At 72.8% G+C, this 19,959-nt stretch carries 21 protein-coding genes; 9 read left to right on the forward strand and 12 right to left on the reverse strand.

The genetic code is table 11. The features are described 5' to 3' along the window. The first annotated feature begins 59 nt into the window (after window positions 1-59). Together FU792_RS15535 and FU792_RS15540 are read left to right on the forward strand one after the other, a co-directional pair. Entirely contained in the window at window positions 60-752 is a 693-nt protein-coding gene (locus tag FU792_RS15535; RefSeq protein ID WP_022923666.1) for a response regulator transcription factor, read from the forward strand. Beyond that, window positions 749-3,514 carry a DUF4153 domain-containing protein gene (locus FU792_RS15540; RefSeq protein ID WP_022923665.1) on the forward strand — a complete coding sequence of 922 codons (2,766 nt, stop codon included), beginning with the start codon at window positions 749-751 and terminating at the stop codon, window positions 3,512-3,514. Before FU792_RS15535 ends, FU792_RS15540 begins: the two co-directional genes overlap by 4 nt. Here FU792_RS15540 and FU792_RS15545 read toward each other — a convergent pair. Then, on the reverse strand, window positions 3,504-5,255 hold the full coding sequence (locus tag FU792_RS15545) for an AMP-binding protein (RefSeq protein ID WP_022923664.1): 1,752 nt from the start codon (window positions 5,253-5,255) through the stop codon (window positions 3,504-3,506). The two genes, FU792_RS15540 and FU792_RS15545, sit on opposite strands and share 11 nt — an antisense overlap. Before the next feature lie 112 nt (window positions 5,256-5,367). Here FU792_RS15545 and FU792_RS15550 point away from each other — a divergent pair, with 112 nt between their 5' ends. Continuing rightward, window positions 5,368-5,679 carry a DUF3072 domain-containing protein gene (locus tag FU792_RS15550; protein WP_420329303.1) on the forward strand — a complete coding sequence of 104 codons (312 nt, stop codon included), beginning with the start codon at window positions 5,368-5,370 and terminating at the stop codon, window positions 5,677-5,679. 25 nt (window positions 5,680-5,704) lie between these two features. Here the strand turns inward: FU792_RS15550 and FU792_RS15555 are convergent, their stop codons facing one another. The 7 genes from FU792_RS15555 to FU792_RS15585 all read right to left on the reverse strand — a co-directional run bounded on the left by FU792_RS15555 (window position 5,705) and on the right by FU792_RS15585 (window position 10,903). Continuing rightward, window positions 5,705-6,133 (reverse strand): type II toxin-antitoxin system VapC family toxin, encoded by a 429-nt coding sequence (locus FU792_RS15555; RefSeq protein ID WP_149814886.1) that lies wholly within the window; start codon window positions 6,131-6,133, stop codon window positions 5,705-5,707. After that, window positions 6,130-6,414 carry a ribbon-helix-helix protein, CopG family gene (locus FU792_RS15560; protein ID WP_022923661.1) on the reverse strand — a complete coding sequence of 95 codons (285 nt, stop codon included), beginning with the start codon at window positions 6,412-6,414 and terminating at the stop codon, window positions 6,130-6,132. The genes FU792_RS15555 and FU792_RS15560 overlap by 4 nt, the downstream gene beginning before the upstream one ends. A gap of 47 nt (window positions 6,415-6,461) precedes the next feature. Beyond that, entirely contained in the window at window positions 6,462-7,370 is a 909-nt protein-coding gene (locus tag FU792_RS15565) for a LysR family transcriptional regulator (RefSeq protein WP_022923660.1), read from the reverse strand. A gap of 279 nt (window positions 7,371-7,649) precedes the next feature. Next, window positions 7,650-8,360, reverse strand: coding sequence for a matrixin family metalloprotease (locus FU792_RS15570; protein WP_022923658.1), 711 nt, complete (start codon window positions 8,358-8,360; stop codon window positions 7,650-7,652). A 29-nt stretch (window positions 8,361-8,389) separates the two neighbouring features. Beyond that, the gene (locus FU792_RS15575) at window positions 8,390-9,037 is read right to left on the reverse strand and encodes an FMN reductase (protein ID WP_022923657.1); all 648 of its coding nucleotides are present in this window, start codon (window positions 9,035-9,037) and stop codon (window positions 8,390-8,392) included. Between the two features lie 32 nt (window positions 9,038-9,069). After that, window positions 9,070-10,224, reverse strand: a complete 1,155-nt coding sequence (locus FU792_RS15580) for an LLM class flavin-dependent oxidoreductase (protein ID WP_022923656.1) — start codon at window positions 10,222-10,224, stop codon at window positions 9,070-9,072. 148 nt (window positions 10,225-10,372) lie between these two features. Beyond that, window positions 10,373-10,903, reverse strand: a complete 531-nt coding sequence (locus FU792_RS15585; RefSeq protein WP_022923655.1) for a transglycosylase family protein — start codon at window positions 10,901-10,903, stop codon at window positions 10,373-10,375. 142 nt (window positions 10,904-11,045) lie between these two features. Here FU792_RS15585 and FU792_RS15590 point away from each other — a divergent pair, with 142 nt between their 5' ends. After that, window positions 11,046-11,738, forward strand: coding sequence for a response regulator transcription factor (locus FU792_RS15590; RefSeq protein ID WP_022923654.1), 693 nt, complete (start codon window positions 11,046-11,048; stop codon window positions 11,736-11,738). A 24-nt stretch (window positions 11,739-11,762) separates the two neighbouring features. Here the strand turns inward: FU792_RS15590 and FU792_RS15595 are convergent, their stop codons facing one another. Beyond that, on the reverse strand, window positions 11,763-12,575 hold the full coding sequence (locus tag FU792_RS15595; protein ID WP_022923653.1) for an SDR family NAD(P)-dependent oxidoreductase: 813 nt from the start codon (window positions 12,573-12,575) through the stop codon (window positions 11,763-11,765). 108 nt (window positions 12,576-12,683) lie between these two features. Here FU792_RS15595 and fucP point away from each other — a divergent pair, with 108 nt between their 5' ends. Continuing rightward, entirely contained in the window at window positions 12,684-14,012 is a 1,329-nt protein-coding gene (gene fucP / locus FU792_RS15600; RefSeq protein WP_022923652.1) for an L-fucose:H+ symporter permease, read from the forward strand. A 13-nt stretch (window positions 14,013-14,025) separates the two neighbouring features. After that, on the forward strand, window positions 14,026-15,024 hold the full coding sequence (locus FU792_RS15605; protein WP_022923651.1) for a substrate-binding domain-containing protein: 999 nt from the start codon (window positions 14,026-14,028) through the stop codon (window positions 15,022-15,024). Window positions 15,025-15,054: 30 nt separating this feature from the next. Here the strand turns inward: FU792_RS15605 and FU792_RS18635 are convergent, their stop codons facing one another. Continuing rightward, window positions 15,055-15,177: a hypothetical protein gene (locus FU792_RS18635; RefSeq protein ID WP_022923650.1), complete on the reverse strand. Its 123-nt coding sequence runs from the start codon at window positions 15,175-15,177 to the stop codon at window positions 15,055-15,057. Between the two features lie 77 nt (window positions 15,178-15,254). Between FU792_RS18635 and FU792_RS15610 the strand changes: the two genes are divergently transcribed. Beyond that, a complete protein-coding gene (locus tag FU792_RS15610) occupies window positions 15,255-16,187 on the forward strand; it encodes a LysR substrate-binding domain-containing protein (RefSeq protein WP_022923649.1) in 933 nt (310 codons plus the stop codon). Between the two features lie 93 nt (window positions 16,188-16,280). Here the strand turns inward: FU792_RS15610 and FU792_RS15615 are convergent, their stop codons facing one another. Then, window positions 16,281-16,670 (reverse strand): ankyrin repeat domain-containing protein, encoded by a 390-nt coding sequence (locus tag FU792_RS15615; RefSeq protein ID WP_022923648.1) that lies wholly within the window; start codon window positions 16,668-16,670, stop codon window positions 16,281-16,283. Between the two features lie 20 nt (window positions 16,671-16,690). After that, window positions 16,691-17,614: a cation diffusion facilitator family transporter gene (locus FU792_RS15620; RefSeq protein WP_022923647.1), complete on the reverse strand. Its 924-nt coding sequence runs from the start codon at window positions 17,612-17,614 to the stop codon at window positions 16,691-16,693. 125 nt (window positions 17,615-17,739) lie between these two features. On the opposite strand from FU792_RS15620, the gene FU792_RS15625 reads away from it, so the two are divergent. Then, window positions 17,740-18,537: a HEAT repeat domain-containing protein gene (locus FU792_RS15625; RefSeq protein WP_149814887.1), complete on the forward strand. Its 798-nt coding sequence runs from the start codon at window positions 17,740-17,742 to the stop codon at window positions 18,535-18,537. Between the two features lie 109 nt (window positions 18,538-18,646). After that, window positions 18,647-19,909: an AAA family ATPase gene (locus FU792_RS15630; RefSeq protein ID WP_022923645.1), complete on the forward strand. Its 1,263-nt coding sequence runs from the start codon at window positions 18,647-18,649 to the stop codon at window positions 19,907-19,909. The last annotated feature ends 50 nt before the right edge of the window (window positions 19,910-19,959 follow it).

A 19,959-nucleotide genomic window follows, 5' to 3' on the forward strand; every position in this document is an offset into this window, starting at 1 on the left:
ACACAACCTCCACATCTGCCCAGCACCCTCTCCACCAGCGCAGACCTAGGCTCGAACCCATGACCGAGACGACGCGCACCGTGCTGGTGGTCGAGGACGACCTCACGATCAACCAGGCGCTGGCCGACCGCTTCACCGCCGAGGGTTTCGCGGTCGCGCGGGCGGTCGACGGGCCGACCGCCCTGACCGAGGCGGCCGGGCACACCCCGGACGTGGTCGTGCTGGACCTCATGCTGCCCGGCCTGGACGGCCTGGAGGTCTGCCGTCGGCTGCAGACCGAGCGCCCGGTCCCGGTCCTCATGCTCACCGCGAAGACCGACGAGACCGACATCCTCGTCGGCCTCGCCGCCGGCGCCGACGACTACGTCACCAAGCCGTTCCGGATGCGGGAGGTCGTCGCCCGGGTGCAGGCGCTGCTCCGGCGCGTCGAGCGGGCCACCGAGCTCGCCGACACCCGCCTGCCGGTGCAGACCGTCGGCGACCTGGAGATCGACGCCTCCGCGCGCCGGGTGCGGGTTGCCGGCGAGGAGATCCACCTGACGCCGCTGGAGTTCGACCTGCTCGGTGCGCTCGCGGAGCGGCCGGGCAGCGTGCGCGGCCGCGAGGACCTGATGACGCAGGTGTGGGGCTGGTCGGACGCGCACGGCACCCGCACCCTCGACAGCCACGTCAAGGCCCTGCGCGCCAAGATCGGCAGCGCCCGGGTCCGCACCGTGCACGGCGTGGGGTATGCCCTGGAGAGCGGCCGGTGAGCCGGGCACCCGAGCGCCCGCTCGACGGCGTCGGCTCGATCACGGTCAAGATCGGCGTGCTCGTCACGCTGAGCATCCTGGCCGCCGTCGTCGTCTCCGAGGTCGGTGACCGCGCGGGGGTCTCGGCCTGGCTGACGATCCCGGTGTCCGTCGCGGCCGCGCTCTTCGTCACCCAGTGGCTGGCCCGGGGCATGACCTCGCCGCTGCGGCAGATGACCGTGGCCGCCGGGCGGATGGCCGGTGGGGACTACTCGACCCGAGTCACCGCGAGCGCCAGCGACGAGGTGGGCCAGCTCGGCACCGCCTTCAACACGATGTCGGCCGAGCTGGACGGCGCCGACCGGCAGCGGCGCGAGCTGCTCGCCACGGTCTCGCACGAGCTGCGGACGCCGCTGGCGGCGCAGCGCGCGCTGCTGGAGAACCTCGTCGACGGCGTCGTCACCCCGGACGACCGGGCGCTGCAGACCGCGCTGGACCAGTCGGAGCGGCTGAGCGCGCTGGTGCAGGACCTGCTCGACCTCAGCCGGGTGGAGGCCGGCGTCGCGACGCTGGACGTCGAGCCGGTGCAGGTCGCCGACCTGCTGGCGCGCTGCGCCGACGAGGCCCGGGCCACGGTCGCCGCCCGCGGCCACGCGGTGTCCGTCGAGGTCGACGTCCCCGAGGGCCTGGAGGTCCGGGCCGACCGGGCCCGGCTGGCCCAGGTAGTCACCAACCTGCTCGACAACGCCGTCCGGCACAGCCCCGCAGGCGGGACGGTCCGCGTGGTGGCCGACGTCACCGGCACCGGCTGGTCGCTCGAGGTCCACGACGAGGGGCCGGGCTTCCCGCCCGGCCGCAGCGAGGAGATGTTCGCCCGGTTCGGCGTCGGCGACGACGCCGGCGGCGGCACCGGCCTCGGGCTCTCCATCGTCCGCTGGGTGTGCGAGCTGCACGGCGGCACGGTCCGGGCGCTCGAGGCGGAGCCGCGCCAGACGGCGACCGGAGCCCTCGTGCGGGTCGAGCTGCCACTCACGCCCCCGGCATACCGACGTGGACAACGGGACGTGGGACCCCCTCCCCAGGAAGCGATGTCCAGAACGACAGCTCAGACGACCGACGACCGCGAGGAGAGTCCGATGGCCACCCATGACAGCCCGCCGCTCCCGGCGCAGCGCACCGCCGACGACGCCGCTGACCGGCCTGCCCACGTGCCCGCGTCACCAGTCTCGGGCACCCAGATCCCGGTGCCGACCCCGTCGGTATTCGACACCCTCTTCGGCCGGCTCTGGCCGGAGCCGACCTCACGCCTGCGGACCGCGCCCGTCGCGCTGTGGGCCTCGGTGGGGATCGGGGCGCTCGCCGCCGTGCTCCTGCCCTACCGCGGCATCGGGATCGCGTATGCCCTCGTCCTGCTCGCCGCGGGCGCCCTCGTCCTGCGGCTCTCGCCGCGGCGGCGTGACCCGTGGACCCTCGCCTCGGCCGCGCTCTGCGTGGGCCTCGCCGGCCTGCTCGTGCTCCGGGCCGCCGAGTGGCTCGCGGTCCTGGCGCTGCTCACCGCGGCGCTGCTGGTCACGACCGCGCTGACCGGCGCCCGCGGCATGCCCGCGATGGTCGCCGGCGCCGCGGCGTGGGTGCTCAGCGGATTGCGCGGGCTGCCGCTCCTGGGCCGCACGATCACGGCGACGTCCCGGCACACCCTGCTCTGGCCGGTCGTGCGCACGGCCGCGATCTCGCTCGTCGCGCTCGTGGTCTTCGGCGGGCTCTTCGCCTCCGGCGACGCGGTGGTCGGGGCCTGGGTGAGCGACCTGCTCCCGGAGGTCGACATCGCCGAGTCCCTCGTGCTCCGCAGCTTCACCTGGTTCGTCGTCGGCGGCATCGTGCTGGCGGCGTGCTACCTCGCGCTCAACCCGCCGAGGGTCGACCTGGTCGAGCTGCCGGCAGGGCGCCAGGTCACCCGCGCGTGGGAGTGGGTCGTGCCGGTCGGCGTGGTGATCGCGACCTTCGTCGTCTTCCTCTTCGCGCAGGGCGCCGCGATGTTCGGCGGGCACGACTTCGTGCAGCGCACCACCGGCATGACGTATGCCGAGTCCGTCCACCAGGGCTTCGGCCAGCTGACGCTCGCGACCGCGCTGACGCTGGTGACGGTCGCGATCGTCGGCCGCCGGGCCTCGCGAGAGACCGCGCGCGACCGGGTGCTGCTGCGCAGCGTGCTCGGCGTCCTCTGCGGCCTCACGCTCGTCGTGGTCGGCTCGGCGCTCTACCGGATGCACGTCTATCAGGAGGCCTACGGCTTCACCGTGCTGCGCGTGCTCGTCGACGCCTTCGAGCTGTGGCTCGGGCTGCTGGTCGTGCTGGTCATGGTGGCGGGCTGGCGGCTGCGCGGCGGCTGGGTGCCGCGCGCGGCGCTCGCCTCGGGCGCGACCTTCCTGCTCGTCATCGGCCTGGCCAACCCCGAGGCGTGGGTGGCGCAGCGCAACATCGACCGGTACGCCGAGACCGGTCGCCTCGACGTGGGCTACCTGCAGACCCTCGGGGCCGACGCCGTGCCGACGGTCCGGGAGGGCCTGGCGGGCCAGACGATCCCGGGCCTGGCGGACGGTGACGACCTGGCCGACTGCGCCGTCGGTTGGCATCCCGACGTGGAGCTCGACGAGGACCTGCTGAGCTGGAATCTCGGTCGAGCCCGCGCCGAGACGGTGGGCGGGATGCGCCTGACCGACGTCGACGGCTTCGGCTACCCCACGTATGCCGTCGGCAACTGCCCGGTCGAGCTCAGCCCCTGAGGTCGGGGAAGTCGCTGTCCCGCCACTCGGTCTGGCTCTCCCCGGACCCACCGGCGCCGCCCGCCGCCTCACCGGCGCCGGCCAGCTCCTCCTCACGGGCCCGCAGCTCGACCCGGCGGATCTTGCCGCTGATCGTCTTGGGCAGCTCGTAGAACTCGACCCGGCGCACCCGCTGCCAGGGCTGCAAGTGCTCCCGGGCATGGCTGAGGATCGAGCGCGCGGTCTCCGCGGTGGGCTCGTGCCCGTCGACCAGTGCGACGTAGGCCTTCGGCACGGCCAGCCGGACCTCGTCCGGGGCGGGCACGACGGCCGCCTCGGCCACCGCCGGGTGCTCGATGAGCACCGACTCCAGCTCGAAGGGGCTGATCTTGTAGTCGCTGGCCTTGAAGACGTCGTCGGTGCGCCCGACGTAGGTGATGAGACCGTTCGCGTCCCGCTCCGCGACGTCGCCGGTGTGGTAGAAACCGCCGGCCATCGCCTCGGCGTTGCGCCCCTCGTCGCCCTGGTAGCCGGTCATCAGCGCCACCGGCGAGGCGGACAGGTCCAGGCAGATCTCACCCTCGCCCGGGCCGTCGACCACCTGCCCGCTCTCGACGTCGACGAGCACCGAGGGGACGCCGGGCAGCGGCATACCCATCGACCCGGGCTTGACCCGCCCGCCCGGGCAGTTGCCGATCTGCGCGGTGGTCTCGGTCTGGCCGTAGCCGTCGCGCAGGGTGAGCCCCCACTGCTTCTGGACCTGCGCGATGACCTCGGGGTTGAGCGGCTCCCCGGCGCCGATGACCTCCCGCAGCGCGCCCGGCCCACCGGACAGGTCGGCGTTGATGAGCATCCGCCAGACCGTGGGCGGGGCGCAGAAGGTCGTGACCCGGTGGCTGCGGATGACCTGCAGCAGGGCAGCAGGATCGAAGCGGGTGTAGTTGTAGACCAGGATCGTCGCCTCGGCGATCCACGGCGCGAAGAAGCAGCTCCACGCGTGCTTGGCCCAGCCGGGGCTGGAGATGTTGAGGTGCACGTCACCGGGCCGCAGGCCCAGCCAGTAGGTCGTCGACAGGTGCCCCACCGGGTAGCTCACCTGGGTGTGCTCGACCAGCTTGGGCCGGTTGGTGGTGCCGGAGGTGAAGTAGAGCAGCAGCCGGTCCTGCGGTGCGGTGCCTGGATGCTCGACCGGCTCGACGTGCTCGCGGTAGGCCGCGCGCAGGTCCTCCCAGCCGTGTGCCTCGCCGACGCTCACCCGCAGGTAGTCACCCGGCACGTCGTCGAACTTGTCGACCTCGGCGGCGTTGACGACGACGGCGCGGGCAGCCCCGCGCTCGAGCCGGTCGCGCAGGTCGGAGGGGCCGGCGGCGGTCGTCGTCGGCATGATGACCGCGCCCAGCTTCATCACGCCGAGCATGGTGTCCCACAGCTCGACCTGGTTGCCGAGCATGACCATGACGCTGTCGCCCTTGCCGATGCCGAGGTGGGCCAGCCGCGCGGCGACCTGGTCCGAGCGGGTGGCGACCTCGTCGAAGGTCAGCGTGACCTCGCTGCCGTCCTCCTCGACCACGATCAGCGCGGGCTGGTCGTTGCCGCGCGCGATCGCGTCGAACCAGTCGACGGCCCAGTTGAAGCGCTCCCCCAGGTCGGGGTAGCGGAACTCCGCGCGGGCGCGCCCGGGGTCGCCGTGCAGGTCGACGAGCTGGTCGCGGGCGGCCCGGTAGGCCGCGGTGGTCGGCTGGTCCGTGGACGTCGGCGTCATGACCCCATGCCTACACCCGCGCCCGTATGCCTGCCAGCCGGGCCCGGGCCGGGCCCGATCGCCCGACGGCTTCGTCGCGACGCTGTCGGACCCCGCACCTACAGTCGGTGGCATGACGAACCCCACGGACGACACGACCCCCATGACCGACCCCGACCACCCAGCCCAGCCCGACCAGCAGTCTGGTGGGGCCGAGATGCTCGGCGCGAGCAGCCCGCAGTCGCCGCAGGAGCAGGTCGAGCGCGACCCCGAGGACTGGGCCACCGGCGACGACCCCGCCACCGAGGCGCAGAAGTCCTACCTCGACCGGCTGGCCAGCGCCGCCGGCGAGCAGATCCCCGCCGACGGCCTCACCAAGGCGCAGGCCTCCGAGCACATCGACCGGCTCCAGGGCCAGACCGGGATGCAGCCGCGCGAGTCCTGACGGCACGGGCGGCCTCGTGCCGGCGTCAGCTCGTCGCGTCCGCCGGTCCGAGGTCACGTGGATCGACGCGATCCAGACCGGTGATTCCCTCGAAGTCCTGATCGGTGGTGACGATCTGGGCGAATCCCGCGCACAGCGCCGTGTCCGCGTGGACCGCATCACGGCCTCGGGCCTCCTCCGCCTCGACGAGATCCCGGCTCCGGCGCAGGACGGCGGAGTCGAAGTCATGCCAGACGACCAGCCGATCGAGGGCGTCGAAGTCCTCGACGGCCACGGCGGTCGCACCACGCCGGAGGCGGTGGAAGAGGAACTCCTGCCCGGCCTCGACGCTGGCGTGCAGCCGGACCCGCCCCGTCGCGGCCAGCTCGAGCAGCCGGGAGCAGGCCGCGCGGTCCGGGTGCTCGCCACCGAAGGGGAGGAGCAGGACGGAGGAGTCGACGAAGATGGCCTTCATCGACGAGCCAGCTTGGCGTCCACCGACGTCGCGTAGGCCCGCTTGAGATCATCCGGACCCTCGCCAGGATGTGTCGCGTCTGCCCGGGCGAGACGAGCGCGCTCGAGGAGCTCGCTCCCGGCTGCGCGGAGAGCCGCGTCGTCGTCCGGGGCGAAGCGGGCGTCGATGGCTTCGCGGATCACCGCCGCCACGCTCCGGCCAGAGGCCGCCGCCTCCTGGGACACCCGGGCATACCGCTCCGCGTCCAGCAGAAGCTGCAACCGACGATCCATGACCGACATCGATCCAGGGTAGCAGGCGGCATGCGCATGCCCATGTGTATGCAGGGTCAGCCCTGTTGGTCCGCCCAGATGCGCCGGATCTCGCGCCCGACGGCGACGACCGCGGGGCGGCGCACGCTGGAGTCGCGGTGGACGAGCATGATGCGACGGGTCGGAGGGTTGCGCACCGGGAGGGACACGAGCCCGTCCGGCAGTGGGGGCCTGCCGAGGCGGGGGATGAGGCCGATGCCGAAGCCGGCGGCCACGAGCGCGATCTTGCTGGGGAAGCTGTCGGCCGTCGCGGCGATCCGGTAGTCCAGGCTCCGCTGGTGCAGGGCCGAGAGCAGCCACTCGCTGAAGACGCCCGGGGAGTCGTCCACCCACTCCCGGCCGTCGAGGTCGGCGAGGTCCACCGAGCCGCTGCGGCTCAGGCGCAGGCCGTGGTCCCCGCGCGCGATGAGGTCGACGACGTCGTGCCCGAGCTCGGTCGGCGTCAGCCCGCCGGGGAAGGTCATGTGGTGGTCGGTCCAGTCGTGGACGAGGGCGAGGTCGACCTCGCCGCGGCGCACGGCCCCGAGCGAGGCCTCGGGCGCCAGCTCACGGACGGTGAGACGCAGCAGCGGATAGGTCTGCAGCAGTCCGGGGAGCGCCTGCGACAGCAGCCCGACGACCCCGGTCGCGAAGGATGACAGCACCAGCGGCCCGGAGACGTCGCTGGTCAGGTGCTCCAGCTCGGCCCGGGCGGCCTCGTCGAGCTGCTCGACCTGGGTGGCGAGCCGGACCAGGACCTCGGCGGCGTCCGTGGGCACCACGTTGCGTCCACGGCGCACGAGCACGGGCTGCCCGGCCTCCTGCTGCAGGCGGCTCAGCTGCTGGCTGACAGCCGAGGCGGTGAGTCCCAGGCGGTCGGCCGCGGCGAGCACCGTGCCCTCCTCGACGACGGCCTTCAGACTGACCAGCTGCTCGGGGGAAAACATGTAGCAAGTCTGACACATACTCGTAAGGAATGTTCGCTTGTCCTAACAGAAAGATCCTGTCAGAGTAGTACCTGTCAGACCCCGACATGAAGAAAGGTGGCCATCATGACCGCTCTGTCCAAGGCTCTCCGCAGCAGCACCCACGTGATCCTCGAGATCGGTCGCTCCTGGCGCCCGATCGAGCACCTGCGCGGCTGACCCTTCAACACCCGCGAGAGCCGCCCCGGACCTGGTCCGAGGGCGGCTCTTGTCGCATCCGGGTGCCGCTGGCGGCGCGGATCAGCCGCAGGCCGCGTCGTCCAGCGCCGCGAGACCGGCCAGGTCGCCCTTGCCGAGCTCGTCCTGCCCCGAGTTCTCGGCCGCCATGAGCTGGTCCGGGTCCTCGGAGTGGCCCAGCCCCAGGACGTGGATGAGCTCGTGCACCAGCACGGTCTGGTCGTCCAGGCCCCCGAGCCACCCGCCGGGCTGGTCGGTGTCGAGAACGACCACGCCGCCGACCGACCTGGCCCCGCCACCGGGGCCGATGACGTAGGACGCCCCGCCCAGGCCGGCGGTCGGCCCGGTGAGCTCGGGCACCTCACCCTCGTCCGCCCAGCCCAGCAGGACCGGCCCCCTGCCGCGGCCGGTGAACTCGCGGTCGTCGGTCTCGCCGATCACCTCGAAGGTGAAGCCCGAGACCTCGTCGACCTGCGCGACGGCGGCCGCGACGAGGTCGGCATACCCCTCGGGCGCCCGCTGCGGGTTCACCTCGAGCTCGATGACCGCGCCGCACTCCCAGGTGACCGGGCCACCTCCGTCGGTGACCTGCATGAAGGTGTAGCCCTCGCCCCCGGATCCCGGCACGCCCGCGGCGCGGTCGGGAGAGACCGTCCGGCGGACGTCGCCGAGGTCGAGGCCGGGCGAGACGTAGACCACCATGCTGATGACCAGGCCGAGGACGAGGAGCAGGCTCAGCACGCTCGTGCACCCGCCGCCGCGCCGCTCGCTCATGGTTCCAGTGTGCCGGGGCGCACGGGGTCCTACTGGCCGAGCCCGGCGAGCAGGTCCTCGAAGTCGGTGACCTCGCCCGCTGTCACGCCGCGGACCGAGCGACGTCGCGCCTCCTGGCCGAAGCCCTCCACCCCGGCTGCGACGACGGCGGTGGCCAGCTCCCCCGCGGCGCGGCTGATCCGGTGCCCCAGGTCCTGCGAGCCAGGCCCACCGAAGTCGTCGGTTGCCGCGAAGACGCCGGTCGGGACGACCGCCGCGCGCAGGTAGCTGAACAGCGGCCGCAGGGCGTGGTCCAGCACGAGCTGGTGCCGGGCCGTGCCCGCCGTCGCCGCGATGAGGACCGGCATACCGGCGATCGACTCGGGGTCGAGCACGTCCACGAACATCTTGAACAGTCCGGAGTAGCTCGCGGCGAAGACCGGGGTCACGGCGATCACCGCGTCGGCTGCGGCGACGGTCTCACGCGCCGCCTCCACAGCCGGCGTCGGCAGCCCGCCGGTGGTCATGGTGGTCGCGAGGTCGTGGGCGAGCTCGCGCAGCTCGATCACCTCGACGCTCGCGGCCTCGCCGCGCGCCGAGACCTGTGTGGTCACGGCGTCGGTGAGGCGGTCGGCAAGCAGCCGGGTGGAGCTGGGCTGCGACAGGCCCGCGGTGAGGACGACGATGCGCCTGGTCATGGGCGTGCTCCCTTCGGTATGCCGCGCGCCGCTCAGGCGCTGGCGCGCGCTCCGGTGGTCGGGACGGTGAGGTCGACCTTCGCCGCCGGGGCGACCAGGTGGTGCGGCGCGCCCAGCCCGTCGGCGACGAGCGAGGCGTGCGTGGGTGGGTCGCTGGGCACGTGGGCCGGGCGGCGTGCCTCGAACTCGCGGCGCAGCACCGGCACGACCTCCCGGCCGAGGATCTCGATCTGCTCCAGGACGACGTCCTGCGGCAGGCCCGCGTGGTCGATGAGGAACATCTGCCGCTGGTAGTCGCCGACCGCGTCGGCGAAGCCGAGGGTGCGCTCGATGACCATCTCCGGCGTGCCCACGGTGAGCGGGGTCATCCGGGTGAACTCCTCCAGGCTGGGGCCGTGGCCGTAGACCGGGGCCTCGTCGAAGTAGGGCCGGAAGGTCTTCTTCGCCTCCGCCTCGGAGCCGGCCATGAAGACCTGCCCGCCGAGCCCGACGATCGCCTGGTCGGCCGACCCGTGCCCGTAGTGCTCGAACCGGCGGCGGTAGAGGTCGACCATCTGCGCGGTGTGCTCGATGTTCCAGAAGATGTGGTTGTGGAAGAAGCCGTCGCCGTAGTAGGCGGCCTGCTCGGCGATCTCGGTGGACCGGATGGACCCGTGCCAGACGAAGGGCGGGGTGCCGTCCAGCGGTCGCGGGGTGGCGGTGAAGCCCTGCAGCGGGGTGCGGAACTTCCCCTTCCAGTCCACGACCTCCTCGCGCCACAGCCGACGCAGCAGGTGGTAGTTCTCGATCGCCAGCGGGATGCCCTGGCGGATGTCCTTGCCGAACCACGGGTAGACCGGGCCGGTGTTGCCGCGGCCCATCATGAGGTCGACGCGGCCGCCGGACAGGTGCTGGAGGAAGGCGTAGTCCTCCGCGATCCGGACCGGGTCGGTCGTCGTGATGAGGGTGGTCGAGGTGGACAGCTGCAGCCGCTGCGTCTGCGCCGCGATCCACGCGAGGTGCGTCGTCGGGGCGGAGGTCATGAAGGGCGGGTTGTGGTGCTCGCCCGTCGCGAAGACGTCGAGCCCGACCTCCTCGGCCTTGAGGGCATACGCGCTCATCGCGGAGATGCGCTCACCCTCGCTCGGCGTGCGGCCGGTCGTCGGGTCCTGCGTGACGTCACCGACGCTGAAGATCCCGAACTGCATCTGACTCACCCTTCCTGGGATGTGGAGCGGCTGATCGACGTCTGATTGACGAATCAACTATATCAAGGCAGGACGGCCCGAGATATTCCACGCGCACCGGCCGGGCCACCGCAGGGGAGTCGGTGGCCCGGCCGGGTATGCGGTGGCGTCAGCGGGAGCAGTCGCCCGCCGCTCCGCCACCGCGGCCCGCGCCGTGGGCCCCGGCCCCGCCCGCGTCGCCCGCGGCGGTCGTCGTGCTCGTGTCACCCACGGTGGCCGCCGTGCCCGTGTCGGCCGACATCGTGTCCGTCGCGGTCGCCGTCTCGCCCGAGCCGCTGGTCGACTCGAAGCCCATGCCCTGCCAGCAGGAGGCGGAGGCCAGCCACGGGGTGGTGCCCTGCTCGGTGTAGAGCTCGATCGCGGCGGCGTCCTGGACCGACTCCGGCGCGTCGACGGCGCGGGCATAGCCGGCGGCGGCGTCCATGCCCTGCCAGGTGCTGTCGAGGAACTGGTAGGCGCCGGACGCCGTGGACGTCGGGTTCTGCGCGGTGTAGCTGCCGCCGCTCTCGCACTGCTTGATGGCCTCGAGCACCGGGATCCCGGTGTCGGCGGCCGAGGCGGAGCCGGCGATCACGACGCCGGCGCCCGCGAGCGCCACGGTGGCACCAGCGGTGCCCAGGGTGCGGGTGATGAGCTTCATCTGTCACTCCTTCGATCGGGGTTGCGCTGTCAGGCTCACCCGCACAGGTGTGCCGCCGATGTGCCGTCCGTGTGCCGGATCCACATCTCGGACCGGCGCGCAGCACAGGACGGGCACAGCGAGCGCCGGGACGGTGGGAGACATGAGGGTCCTGCTGATCGATCTGGGCGACGAGGGGTCGCAGCGGTTGGCTCGTGCTCTGCATGCCGAGGGGTGCGTGGTCGACGTGCTCGGCGGCATCGCCGAGGCGGTATGGGCCTGCGGCCAGTCGCCCCCGCAGAGCCCAGGGGGCATCGCGGTGGCCGTGGCCTGCGTGCCGACCACGGGCCGGGTCGAGCGCGACCTGTCGCTGCGCCTGCGCGCGGCCGGGATCGCCACCCCGCTGCTCGTGGTGGCCGGGCGCGCTGCCACCCACGATGTCGTCGCGGCCCTCGACAGCGGTGCCGACGACGTGGTCTGCCGACCGGTCCGGCTCCCGGAGATCGTCGCCCGGCTGCGGGCCCTGGCCCGGCGCGAGCCGGTCGTGCCGACGCCTCGGCTCGTCGTCGGGGACCTGACGCTGGACCTCGGCGCACAGCGGGTGAGTCGGGGCGAGGACCCCATCGTGCTGTCGCCGCACCTGTTCACCCTGCTGGAGACCTTCGCCCGGCACCCCGGCCAGGTCCTCACCCGCGCGGTGCTCGTCGAGGCGGTGTGGGACCCGGCCCACGACCCGACCTCCAACGTCGTCGAGCAGTCGGTCGCGGCCCTGCGTCGACGCATCGACACCCCCTTCGGCCGCCGGTCGCTGCAGACCGTGCGGGGGCGCGGCTACCGCCTCGACCCGGCCGCCTGAGCCGGGTCGGCACGACAGCGCGGCTCAGCCGAGCAGGTCGGCCATACGCCTCGCGACGAGGTCGGTCGCCCGCTGCGGCGAGACCCGTGACAGGCGACCCAGCAGGGCGACGTCGGAGCCGACGCTCACGTGGAAGCCGCCCTGGCCCACCGCCTTGTCGACGATCATGCTCGCGGCCTTGGCGGCCGACAGCGTCCGGCGACCGGCCTGGTCCCGCCGCGCCTCGGCATCACCACCGGGCACGCTCACGCCGGAGTTCGTCGTGATCTCGGTGCCGACCGCACCGGGGAAGACCACGCTCACCGCGACCGCCGTGCCGCGCAGCTCGGCATACAGGCCCTCGGTCAGCAGCCGGACCGCGGCCTTGCTCGCGCCGTAGAGCGTCTGCCCGGGCACCGGGACCAGGCCGCCCATGCTGGAGACGTTGACGACGCAGGCCTCGGGCCGCTCGACCAGGTGCGGCAGGCAGACCTGGGTGGTGTGGACCGTGCCCCAGAGGTTGACGTCCACGACCCGGTGCATGGCCTCGGGCGAGAGCTCGGCGAAGGGGACGAACTCCTGGATCACGCCGGCGACGTTGAGCAGGCCGTCCAGGTGGCCGTGGTGGGCGACCACGGCCTCGGGCAGCGCCGCCACCGCCTCGCGATCGGTGATGTCGAGCGTGTGCACCGACAGCCGCTCCCCCGCCGCCGCGAGCCGGGCGGTCTCGGCGAGTGCCTCCTCCCGCAGGTCGACCCCCGCGACCCGGGCGTCCCGGCGCAGCAGCTCGAGGGCGATCTCGCGCCCGATGCCGTTGCCGGCGCCGGTCACGACGAAGGTCTGGTGGGAGATCTGCACGGGTGCTCCGTCTCGTCGCTGGCTGGAGGGCTCAGGGTAGTGCGCGCGTCGTCACTGGGTTACAGTCAGCCGCACGACAGAGTTGACGTTGCGTCAGAAGGAGGCGGTATGGCGACGGTGCCGACCGAGACGAGCACGGATGAGCGCGCAGCACCGCTGGTGGCCAAGCACCTGCGGGTGCCGTTCATCCTGCTGCTGCTGTGCTTCGCGGCCTGGGGGATGGCCGCCAACCTGACCGACATCCTCGTCGGGGTCTTCCGCGGCATCTTCGACATGTCGAACTTCCAGTCATCACTGGTGCAGTTCGCCTACTACGGCGCCTACTTCCTGCTGGCCATCCCGGCGGCCTTCATCAACTCCCGCTTCGGCTTCAAGGCCGGCGTGCTGGTGGGCCTGGGGCTCGCGGCTCTCGGTGGCTTCCTCTTCATCCCGGCGAGCCAGATGCTCGCCTACAACATGTTCCTGCTGGCGCTCTTCGTGCTGGCCGCGGGGCTGTCCATCCTGGAGACCTCGGCCAACCCCTTCGTCATCGCGATGGGCGACGAGGCGAGCTCGACCCAGCGGCTCAACCTGGCGCAGTCCTTCAACCCGGTCGGGGCCAACCTCGGCGTGCTCATGGGTGCGGTGCTCATCCTGCCCAACCTCACGCCGGAGGAGAGCAAGACGATCATGAGCGAGGCCGAGCTCCTCGCCGCGCAGGAGGCGGACCTCTTCCAGGTGCTGCGTCCCTACGTCTTCATCGCCAGCGTGCTCGTGCTCATCTGGCTGCTCATCGCCTTCCGCAAGATGCACCTGCCCACGCAGCCGGAGGCGGTCGACCTCACCTCCGGCGGGGGCGGGACCTTCGCCCGGCTGTGGGCCAACCGGCACTACCGCTACGGCGTGGTCGCGCAGTTCTTCAACGTCGCGGCCCAGACCTGCACCTGGACGTTCACGATCCTCTACGCCCAGGACGTCGTGGGGCTCAGCCAGGACGCCGCGGGCTGGTGGCTGCAGGCCAGCCTGCTGATCTTCCTGGTCTCGCGCTTCGTCATGACCTGGCTGCTGGGCATCTTCCGGCCGGCCAAGCTGCTGCTCGTCATGGCGCTCTTCGGCGCCGCCTGCTGCCTGACCTCGATGTTCGTGCTCAACATCGTGGGCCTCATCGCGGTCGTGGCCATCTCGGCCGGACTGTCGCTGATGTTCCCGACGATCTACGGCCTGGCGCTGCAGGGGCTCGGCCCGGACGCGAAGTTCGGCTCCGCGGGCCTCGTCATGGCGATCCTCGGTGGGGCGCTCATCCCGATGGTGCACGCGGCGGTCATGGACGTGTCGGGTTCGGCGATGGGGTATGTCGTTCCCGGCGTCTGTCTGGCGCTGGTCGCCTGCTATGCGGTCTTCGACCTGCGCAACACGCGGCCCGCACCCGGGTCGACGCCCGAGACGGTGGAGGCCTGAGGTGAGGACGAGCATGCGGACCACGACGCGGGTGGTGCTGCTGACCGGCACCCTCCTGGCCGGGACGGCGCTGAGCGGGTGCACGGGCGAGGAGCAGGAGCCGGTGACCGTCGGACTCATCACCAAGCAGGAGGAGAACCCCTACTGGGTCGAGATGCGGGAGGTGGCCGAGGAGACGGCCGAGGAGCTCGACGTCGAGCTGCTCACCGCGACCGGCACCAGCGACACCGACGTGGCCTCCCAGGAAGCCGCGATCGCGGACATGGTGGAGCAGGGCGCCGACGGCATCCTCATCGCGCCCACCGACGCCGAGGCGCTCGACCCGGCCATCACCGCCGCGCGGGAGGCGGGGGTGCTCGTCGTCGCCGTGGACACCCCGACCGATCCCCCGGAGGCGGTCGACGCGACCTTCGCCACGGACAACGAGCGGGCCGGCGAGCTGATCGGCGAGTATGCCGCGGCCAAGGCCGAGGAGCTCGGCCTCGACCCCCAGATCGTCACCCTCGACCTCACGCCAGGCGTCAGCACGGGTGAGGAGCGGCATACCGGCTTCCTGTCCGGCTTCGGGGTCGAGGAGGGCGACGAGGTGGTCGTGGCCTCGGTGGACACCGAGGGAGACCGCGACAACGCGGCGGTCGCGATGACGCAGGTGCTCGCCGACCACCCGGACGTCAACGTGGTCTACACGGTGAACGAGCCGGCGGCGCTCGGGGCGCTGGCCGCGCTCGAGGACGCCGGTGCCGACATGGACGAGATCGTCGTGGTGTCGGTCGACGGCGGGTGCCGGACGATGCGGGAGGGCGTGCGCCCCGGGCTGATCGACGCGACCGCGTCGCAGTACCCGCAGAACATGGCGCGCGAGGGCGTGGAGGCGATCGTCGACGCGGTGCGCGAGGGCGATGAGCCGACCGGCTACCTCGACACCGGGACCGAGCTGATCAGCGACCACCCCGCAGAGGGCGTGGAGTCGCGCCGGGTCGAGTTCGGGGTGCGGACCTGCTGGGGGTCCTAGGACCTCAGCAGGTGATGCGCCGAGCCGGGCTCAGCGGGTGCTGCGCTGCGCGGCGGTCGGCCAGGCGACCACGGCGGCGCTGCGCGTCGCGGGGAGAGAACGGATGTCGTGGCGGGAGCCGGCGACCATGAGCGAGAGCAGGAACTTGGCCATGCCTCTACGATCCGGCAGCAGCCACCCATACGTCCAATGTCGGTCGTGACCCCAAATCATGCGCTAGCGTCATAGGTATGGACGTCGCTTCCCTGCGTTGGTTCCAACTCGTCGCCGACGGGGTGACCGTCACCGAGGTGAGCGAGATCGAGATGGTCTCCCAACCCGCGGTCTCGCGGGCCCTCGGCCGGCTGGAGCAGGAGGTGGGGGCTCCGCTGCTGCGCCGCGAGGGGCGGGTGCTGCGGATGACCCACGCCGGCACCGTCTTCAAGCGGCACGTCGACGGGGTGCTGCACCAGCTCGACGACGGGCTCGCCGCAGTCCACCAGCTCCTCGACCCGGAGACGGGCACCGTCACCGTCGCCTTCCAACCCTCGCTCGGGACGTGGCTCGTCCCCGACCTCGTCACGAGCTTCCGCGCCGAGCACCCGGTCGTGCGGCTCGACCTGCGGTCCAAGGAGGACGAGACGCTCGCGGCGGTCGGGGCGCACAGCGCGGTCGACCTGGAGCTGTCCACCCTGCGCCCGCACCCGGGCGAGGACCAGCCACGCTGGCGGGCGCTCGTGGCCGAGCCGCTGCGCCTCCTCGTCGGGCCAGAGCACCGGCTCGTCGGGCGGTCCCGGGCCGAGCTCGCCGAGGTGGCGCAGGATCCGTTCGTCGCCATGGTGCCGACCTCGGTGCTGCGCAAGCACACCGACCAGCTGTGCCGCGAGGCCGGCTTCGCGCCCGAGGTCGCCTTCGTCGCCGCCGACCTGCCCACGCTGCGGGGGTATGTCGCGGCCGGGCTCGGGGTCGCGGTCGCGCCGACGGGGTGGGGCGGCTCGGTCGCAGCCCCCGTGGCCGGGCTGCACGTGCTCGAGCTGAGCGACCGCACCGCGACCCGGGACGTCGGGCTGTCCTGGGCCCCCGGCCGCCGGCTGCTGCCCGCGGCCCAGCTCTTCCGCCGCCACGTCCTCGACCGCGCCGAGGCCGGCCTCCTACCGCGCCCGGTGCCCCCGACCGACACCTGACTCCCCCCACCGAGCGCACGGTATGCACCCAGCGGCCGCGCGCTCTGCGCGGACCGACCGCACGGTATGAGGCAGAACCGGCCGCGCGGTGTGTCAGGCGAGCAGGTCCTCGCGGCCGAAGATGGCAGCCGTCTCCCGCGCGGTCGGCTGCCCGGCCTCGGGGTCGGCGCCGTGCCGCAGCAGGGTCGCGACCACCTCCGCCTCGCCCTTGAAGACCGCCCCGGCGAGCGGCGACTGACCCCGGTCGTTGAGCCGGTCGACGTCGGCGCCGCGGTCGGCGAGCTCCGCGACCGTGGACGGATGCCCGTGGTAGGCCGCCAGCATGAGCAGCGTGTTGCCCGCCGGGTCGGTGAGGTCGACCGGGGCGCCGGCGTCGACATACGCCGCCAGCCGCTCGGTGTCCCCCGCCCGGGCGAGGTCGAAGAGCGCGTGCGCGAGCTCCACCGCCGCTGCGGCGGGATCGGGCTGCTCGGAGTCGGTCATGGTCGCGCAGCCTACGTGGGTCAGCGGTGGTGCTCGTGCTCGTGCTCGGCGTGCTGCGGCGGCTCGAGCTGGAAGGTCGAGTGCTCCACGCTGACGTCGAAGTGGCCCGCGACGCAGGTCTGCAGCGCATCCAGCATCTGCGGGGCGTGGCCGTCCTCGAAGCAGCCGGACTCCACCACCACGTGGGCCGTGAGGACCGGGGTGCCGGTGCCGATGCGGGAGGCGTGCAGGTCGTGCACGTCGAGCACGTGGTCGACCCCGAGGATGTGCTCGCGCACCTCGGTGAGGTCCAGCCCCGGGGGCACGGACTCCAGCAGCACGCTGCCCGCCTCGCGCAGGATGGAGACCGCACGCGGGATGATGAGCAGGGCGATCACCAGACCTGCGACGGCGTCCGCCCTGGTCCAACCCAGGGTCTGGATGAGCACGGCCGAGACGATGACCGCGACCGACCCCAGCGCGTCAGCGGCCACCTCGAGGAAGGCCGCGCGCAGGTTGAGATTGCTGTCCCGCCCGCCGGCCAGGATGAGCAGGGAGGCGATGTTGCCGAGCAGCCCGACGACACCGAAGACCAGCAGCAGTCCGCCGGTCACCTCGGTCGGCTCGCTGCTCAGCAACCGCTGGACACCCTCCACGACGGCGTAGATCCCGACCGCCAGGAGGACCGTCGCCTGCGCCCCCGCCCCCAGCACCTCCGCCCGCGCGAAGCCCCAGGTGCGCCGCTGCGACGGGGGCCGGGCCATGAGCCGCGCGGCGAGCAGGGCGATGAGCAGGCCACCGGCGTCGGTGAGCATGTGCCCGGCATCCACGAGCAGCGCCAGACTGCCGGTGAGCACCGAGCCGACCACCTCGGCCACGAGGATCGTGGCGGTGATGAGGAAGGCCAGCAGGAGTCGTGTGCTGCTCGCCCCGGCCGCGTGGTCGTGGCTGGGCTCGGCGCTCATGGTCCGAGTATGACACAGGATAGGCATACCCCCCAAGGGTATAAATCCGCTTGACCCTCACGCCGCGTGAGGAATGAGGATAAGAGCAGACGCGTTCCGCGTCGGAGCACACGAAGGAGAGACCAGTGACCACCCTGGAGCAGGCCCGCCGGGCCGTGTACGACGTCAGCCCCACCACCCGCCAGCGTGCCGCCGTGCACCTCGGGACGCACGGTGACGACTCGCACACGGCCGAGCTCGTCGCGCTCCTCGTCGCCGAGCCCGACTTCTTCGTGCGCGAGACGCTGACGTGGGCGGTCTGCCGCCACCCGCGGGTGGCGCTGCCGCACCTGCTGGCGGCCCTGGACTCCTCCCCGGGGTCCCGCGTGCAGGTGCTGCACGCGCTGAGCAAGATCCAGGCGCCCGAGGCGGTGGCGCGCATCCTGCCCTTCGCCGAGGACGACGACCCCGCCGTCGCGATGAAGGCGTGGTGGGCGCTCGGCCGCACCGGCACCCCGGAGGCCGCGCCTGCCCTGCTGCCCCATCTCGGCCGCGGTGGCGAGTTGCTCCAGCGCGAGCTCTCGCGCGCGCTGGAGCAACTCGGTGAACCCGGCGTGACAGGCCTGGCCGCCGCGCTCGCGGACGACGACGTCGAGGTCAGGCTGCACGCCGCCCGCGCCCTCGTGCTGGTCGGCGACCCCGCCGCCCGACCCGCCGCCGCGGCCCTCGTCGCCGCCGCCGAGGGTGACGAGCGGGAGGTCGCGATGGTCGCCCTCGAGGCGCTGGCGGCGCTCGACAGTCCCGAGGTGGAGCCGGCGCTGGAGCGGCTGCGCGACGGCGAGGACAGGTTCCGCTCGCTCACCGCGCAGTGGCTCCTGGCCGACCGCGCCGAGCGTTCCGCTCGACGACTGAGCACCGGTCTCCTCGACGGCGACTGCCTCTGAGGTGGTCGCCGTCGGCATACCGGCAACCACTCGCGGCGCTCGGTCGGTGTGAGGACAACCACTCGCGACGCTCGGTGGGATGTCGGTGGTGAGCCCTAGCGTCGCGGGCATGTACTCGACCGTCGCCGTCAGCGGCTACCGCTCGCTGCGCGACGCGGTGCTGCCGCTGGGCGACCTCACCGTGATCACGGGCGCCAACGGCTCGGGCAAGAGCAGCGTCTACCGGGCGCTGCGCCTGCTCGGCTCCTGCGGGCGCGGCGAGGCGGTGCACGCGCTGGCGCAGGAGGGTGGCCTGGGCTCGGTCCTCTGGGCCGGGCCGGAGTCGCTCGTGCAGGCACGACGCGGGTATGCCGTGGAGGGCACCATGCGGTCCGGTCCCGTCTCGCTCCGACTCGGGGTGGGTGGGCAGGACGACGAGCTGTCCTACCTCGTCGACCTCGGCATCCCGGTCCAGTCGCAGACCCCGCTGCTGCACACCGGTGACCCCGACCCGCGACCGACGCTGTTCAACCGCGATCCGGAGATCAAGCGCGAGGTGGTCTGGCGGGGGCCGGTGATGCGCCCCGCACGGCAGGTCGCCCGACGCCGCCACCAGCGGGTGGAGATGCGCGACGACGAGGGACGCTGGGGCCAGGCCCCGGCGAGCCTGCCACCCTGGACCAGCCTGTTGACCGAGGTGGTCGACCCGCACGGGGCTCCCGAGCTGTGGGCGGTGCGGGACGCGCTGCAGACGTGGCGCTTCTACGACGGCTTCCGGGTGGATGCCGCCGCCCCCGCCCGTCGCCCGCAGGTGGGCACCCGCACCTGGTCGCTCGCCGAGGACGGCTCCGACGTCGCCGCGGCCCTGCAGACCATCCGGGAGGACTCCCGGTCCCTCCTGGACGACGCGGTCTCCGACGCCTTCGACGGCGCCCGGCTCTCGGTGGCGGAGTCCCACGGCCTGTTCGACCTCGAGGTGCACCAGCCCGGGATGCTGCGGCCGCTGCGATCCGCCGAGCTGTCCGACGGCACCCTGCGCTACCTGCTGTGGCTCGCGGCCCTGCTCACCCCGATCCCACCGCGGCTCCTCGCGCTCAACGAGCCCGAGACGAGCCTGCACCCCAGCCTGGTGCCGCCGTTGGCCCGCGCGGCGGCGACGGCGTCGCGGCGCACCCAGGTCGTCGTCGTCACCCACTCGCGGCACCTGGTCGACGCCCTCGCCGAGGCCGTCCGCGAGCAGCGGGGCCTGGACGAGGACCCCCGTGACCTCGAGCCGGAGCCCGACGAGCTGGTCCCGCTGCGTCTGCACGAGCTGACCAAGGACCTGGGCGAGACCGTCGTCGCGGGCCAGGGCCTGCTCACGACCCCGGCCTGGGAGTGGGGCCGGAGATGAGTGCCACGCTCTTCGCGCTCGCGAAGACGCAGGTCAGAGGCCCTTTTTTA

The sequence above is a fragment of the Serinicoccus marinus DSM 15273 genome (assembly GCF_008386315.1).
Classification (GTDB): domain Bacteria; phylum Actinomycetota; class Actinomycetes; order Actinomycetales; family Dermatophilaceae; genus Ornithinicoccus; species Ornithinicoccus marinus.

What these genes read in the sequence shown, in the direction of transcription:
- FU792_RS15535 (WP_022923666.1), top strand. Translation starts at nt 60, where the DNA reads ATGACCGAGACGACGCGCACCGTGCTGGTGGTCGAGGACGACCTCACG.
- FU792_RS15545 (WP_022923664.1), bottom strand. Translation starts at nt 5,255, where the DNA reads ATGACGCCGACGTCCACGGACCAGCCGACCACCGCGGCCTACCGGGCC.
- FU792_RS15550 (WP_420329303.1), top strand. Translation starts at nt 5,368, where the DNA reads ATGACGAACCCCACGGACGACACGACCCCCATGACCGACCCCGACCAC.
- FU792_RS15555 (WP_149814886.1), bottom strand. Translation starts at nt 6,133, where the DNA reads ATGAAGGCCATCTTCGTCGACTCCTCCGTCCTGCTCCTCCCCTTCGGT.
- FU792_RS15560 (WP_022923661.1), bottom strand. Translation starts at nt 6,414, where the DNA reads ATGTCGGTCATGGATCGTCGGTTGCAGCTTCTGCTGGACGCGGAGCGG.
- FU792_RS15565 (WP_022923660.1), bottom strand. Translation starts at nt 7,370, where the DNA reads ATGTTTTCCCCCGAGCAGCTGGTCAGTCTGAAGGCCGTCGTCGAGGAG.
- FU792_RS15570 (WP_022923658.1), bottom strand. Translation starts at nt 8,360, where the DNA reads ATGAGCGAGCGGCGCGGCGGCGGGTGCACGAGCGTGCTGAGCCTGCTC.
- FU792_RS15575 (WP_022923657.1), bottom strand. Translation starts at nt 9,037, where the DNA reads ATGACCAGGCGCATCGTCGTCCTCACCGCGGGCCTGTCGCAGCCCAGC.
- FU792_RS15580 (WP_022923656.1), bottom strand. Translation starts at nt 10,224, where the DNA reads ATGCAGTTCGGGATCTTCAGCGTCGGTGACGTCACGCAGGACCCGACG.
- FU792_RS15585 (WP_022923655.1), bottom strand. Translation starts at nt 10,903, where the DNA reads ATGAAGCTCATCACCCGCACCCTGGGCACCGCTGGTGCCACCGTGGCG.
- FU792_RS15590 (WP_022923654.1), top strand. Translation starts at nt 11,046, where the DNA reads ATGAGGGTCCTGCTGATCGATCTGGGCGACGAGGGGTCGCAGCGGTTG.
- fucP (WP_022923652.1), top strand. Translation starts at nt 12,684, where the DNA reads ATGGCGACGGTGCCGACCGAGACGAGCACGGATGAGCGCGCAGCACCG.
- FU792_RS15605 (WP_022923651.1), top strand. Translation starts at nt 14,026, where the DNA reads ATGCGGACCACGACGCGGGTGGTGCTGCTGACCGGCACCCTCCTGGCC.
- FU792_RS18635 (WP_022923650.1), bottom strand. Translation starts at nt 15,177, where the DNA reads ATGGCCAAGTTCCTGCTCTCGCTCATGGTCGCCGGCTCCCGCCACGAC.
- FU792_RS15610 (WP_022923649.1), top strand. Translation starts at nt 15,255, where the DNA reads ATGGACGTCGCTTCCCTGCGTTGGTTCCAACTCGTCGCCGACGGGGTG.
- FU792_RS15615 (WP_022923648.1), bottom strand. Translation starts at nt 16,670, where the DNA reads ATGACCGACTCCGAGCAGCCCGATCCCGCCGCAGCGGCGGTGGAGCTC.
- FU792_RS15620 (WP_022923647.1), bottom strand. Translation starts at nt 17,614, where the DNA reads ATGAGCGCCGAGCCCAGCCACGACCACGCGGCCGGGGCGAGCAGCACA.
- FU792_RS15630 (WP_022923645.1), top strand. Translation starts at nt 18,647, where the DNA reads ATGTACTCGACCGTCGCCGTCAGCGGCTACCGCTCGCTGCGCGACGCG.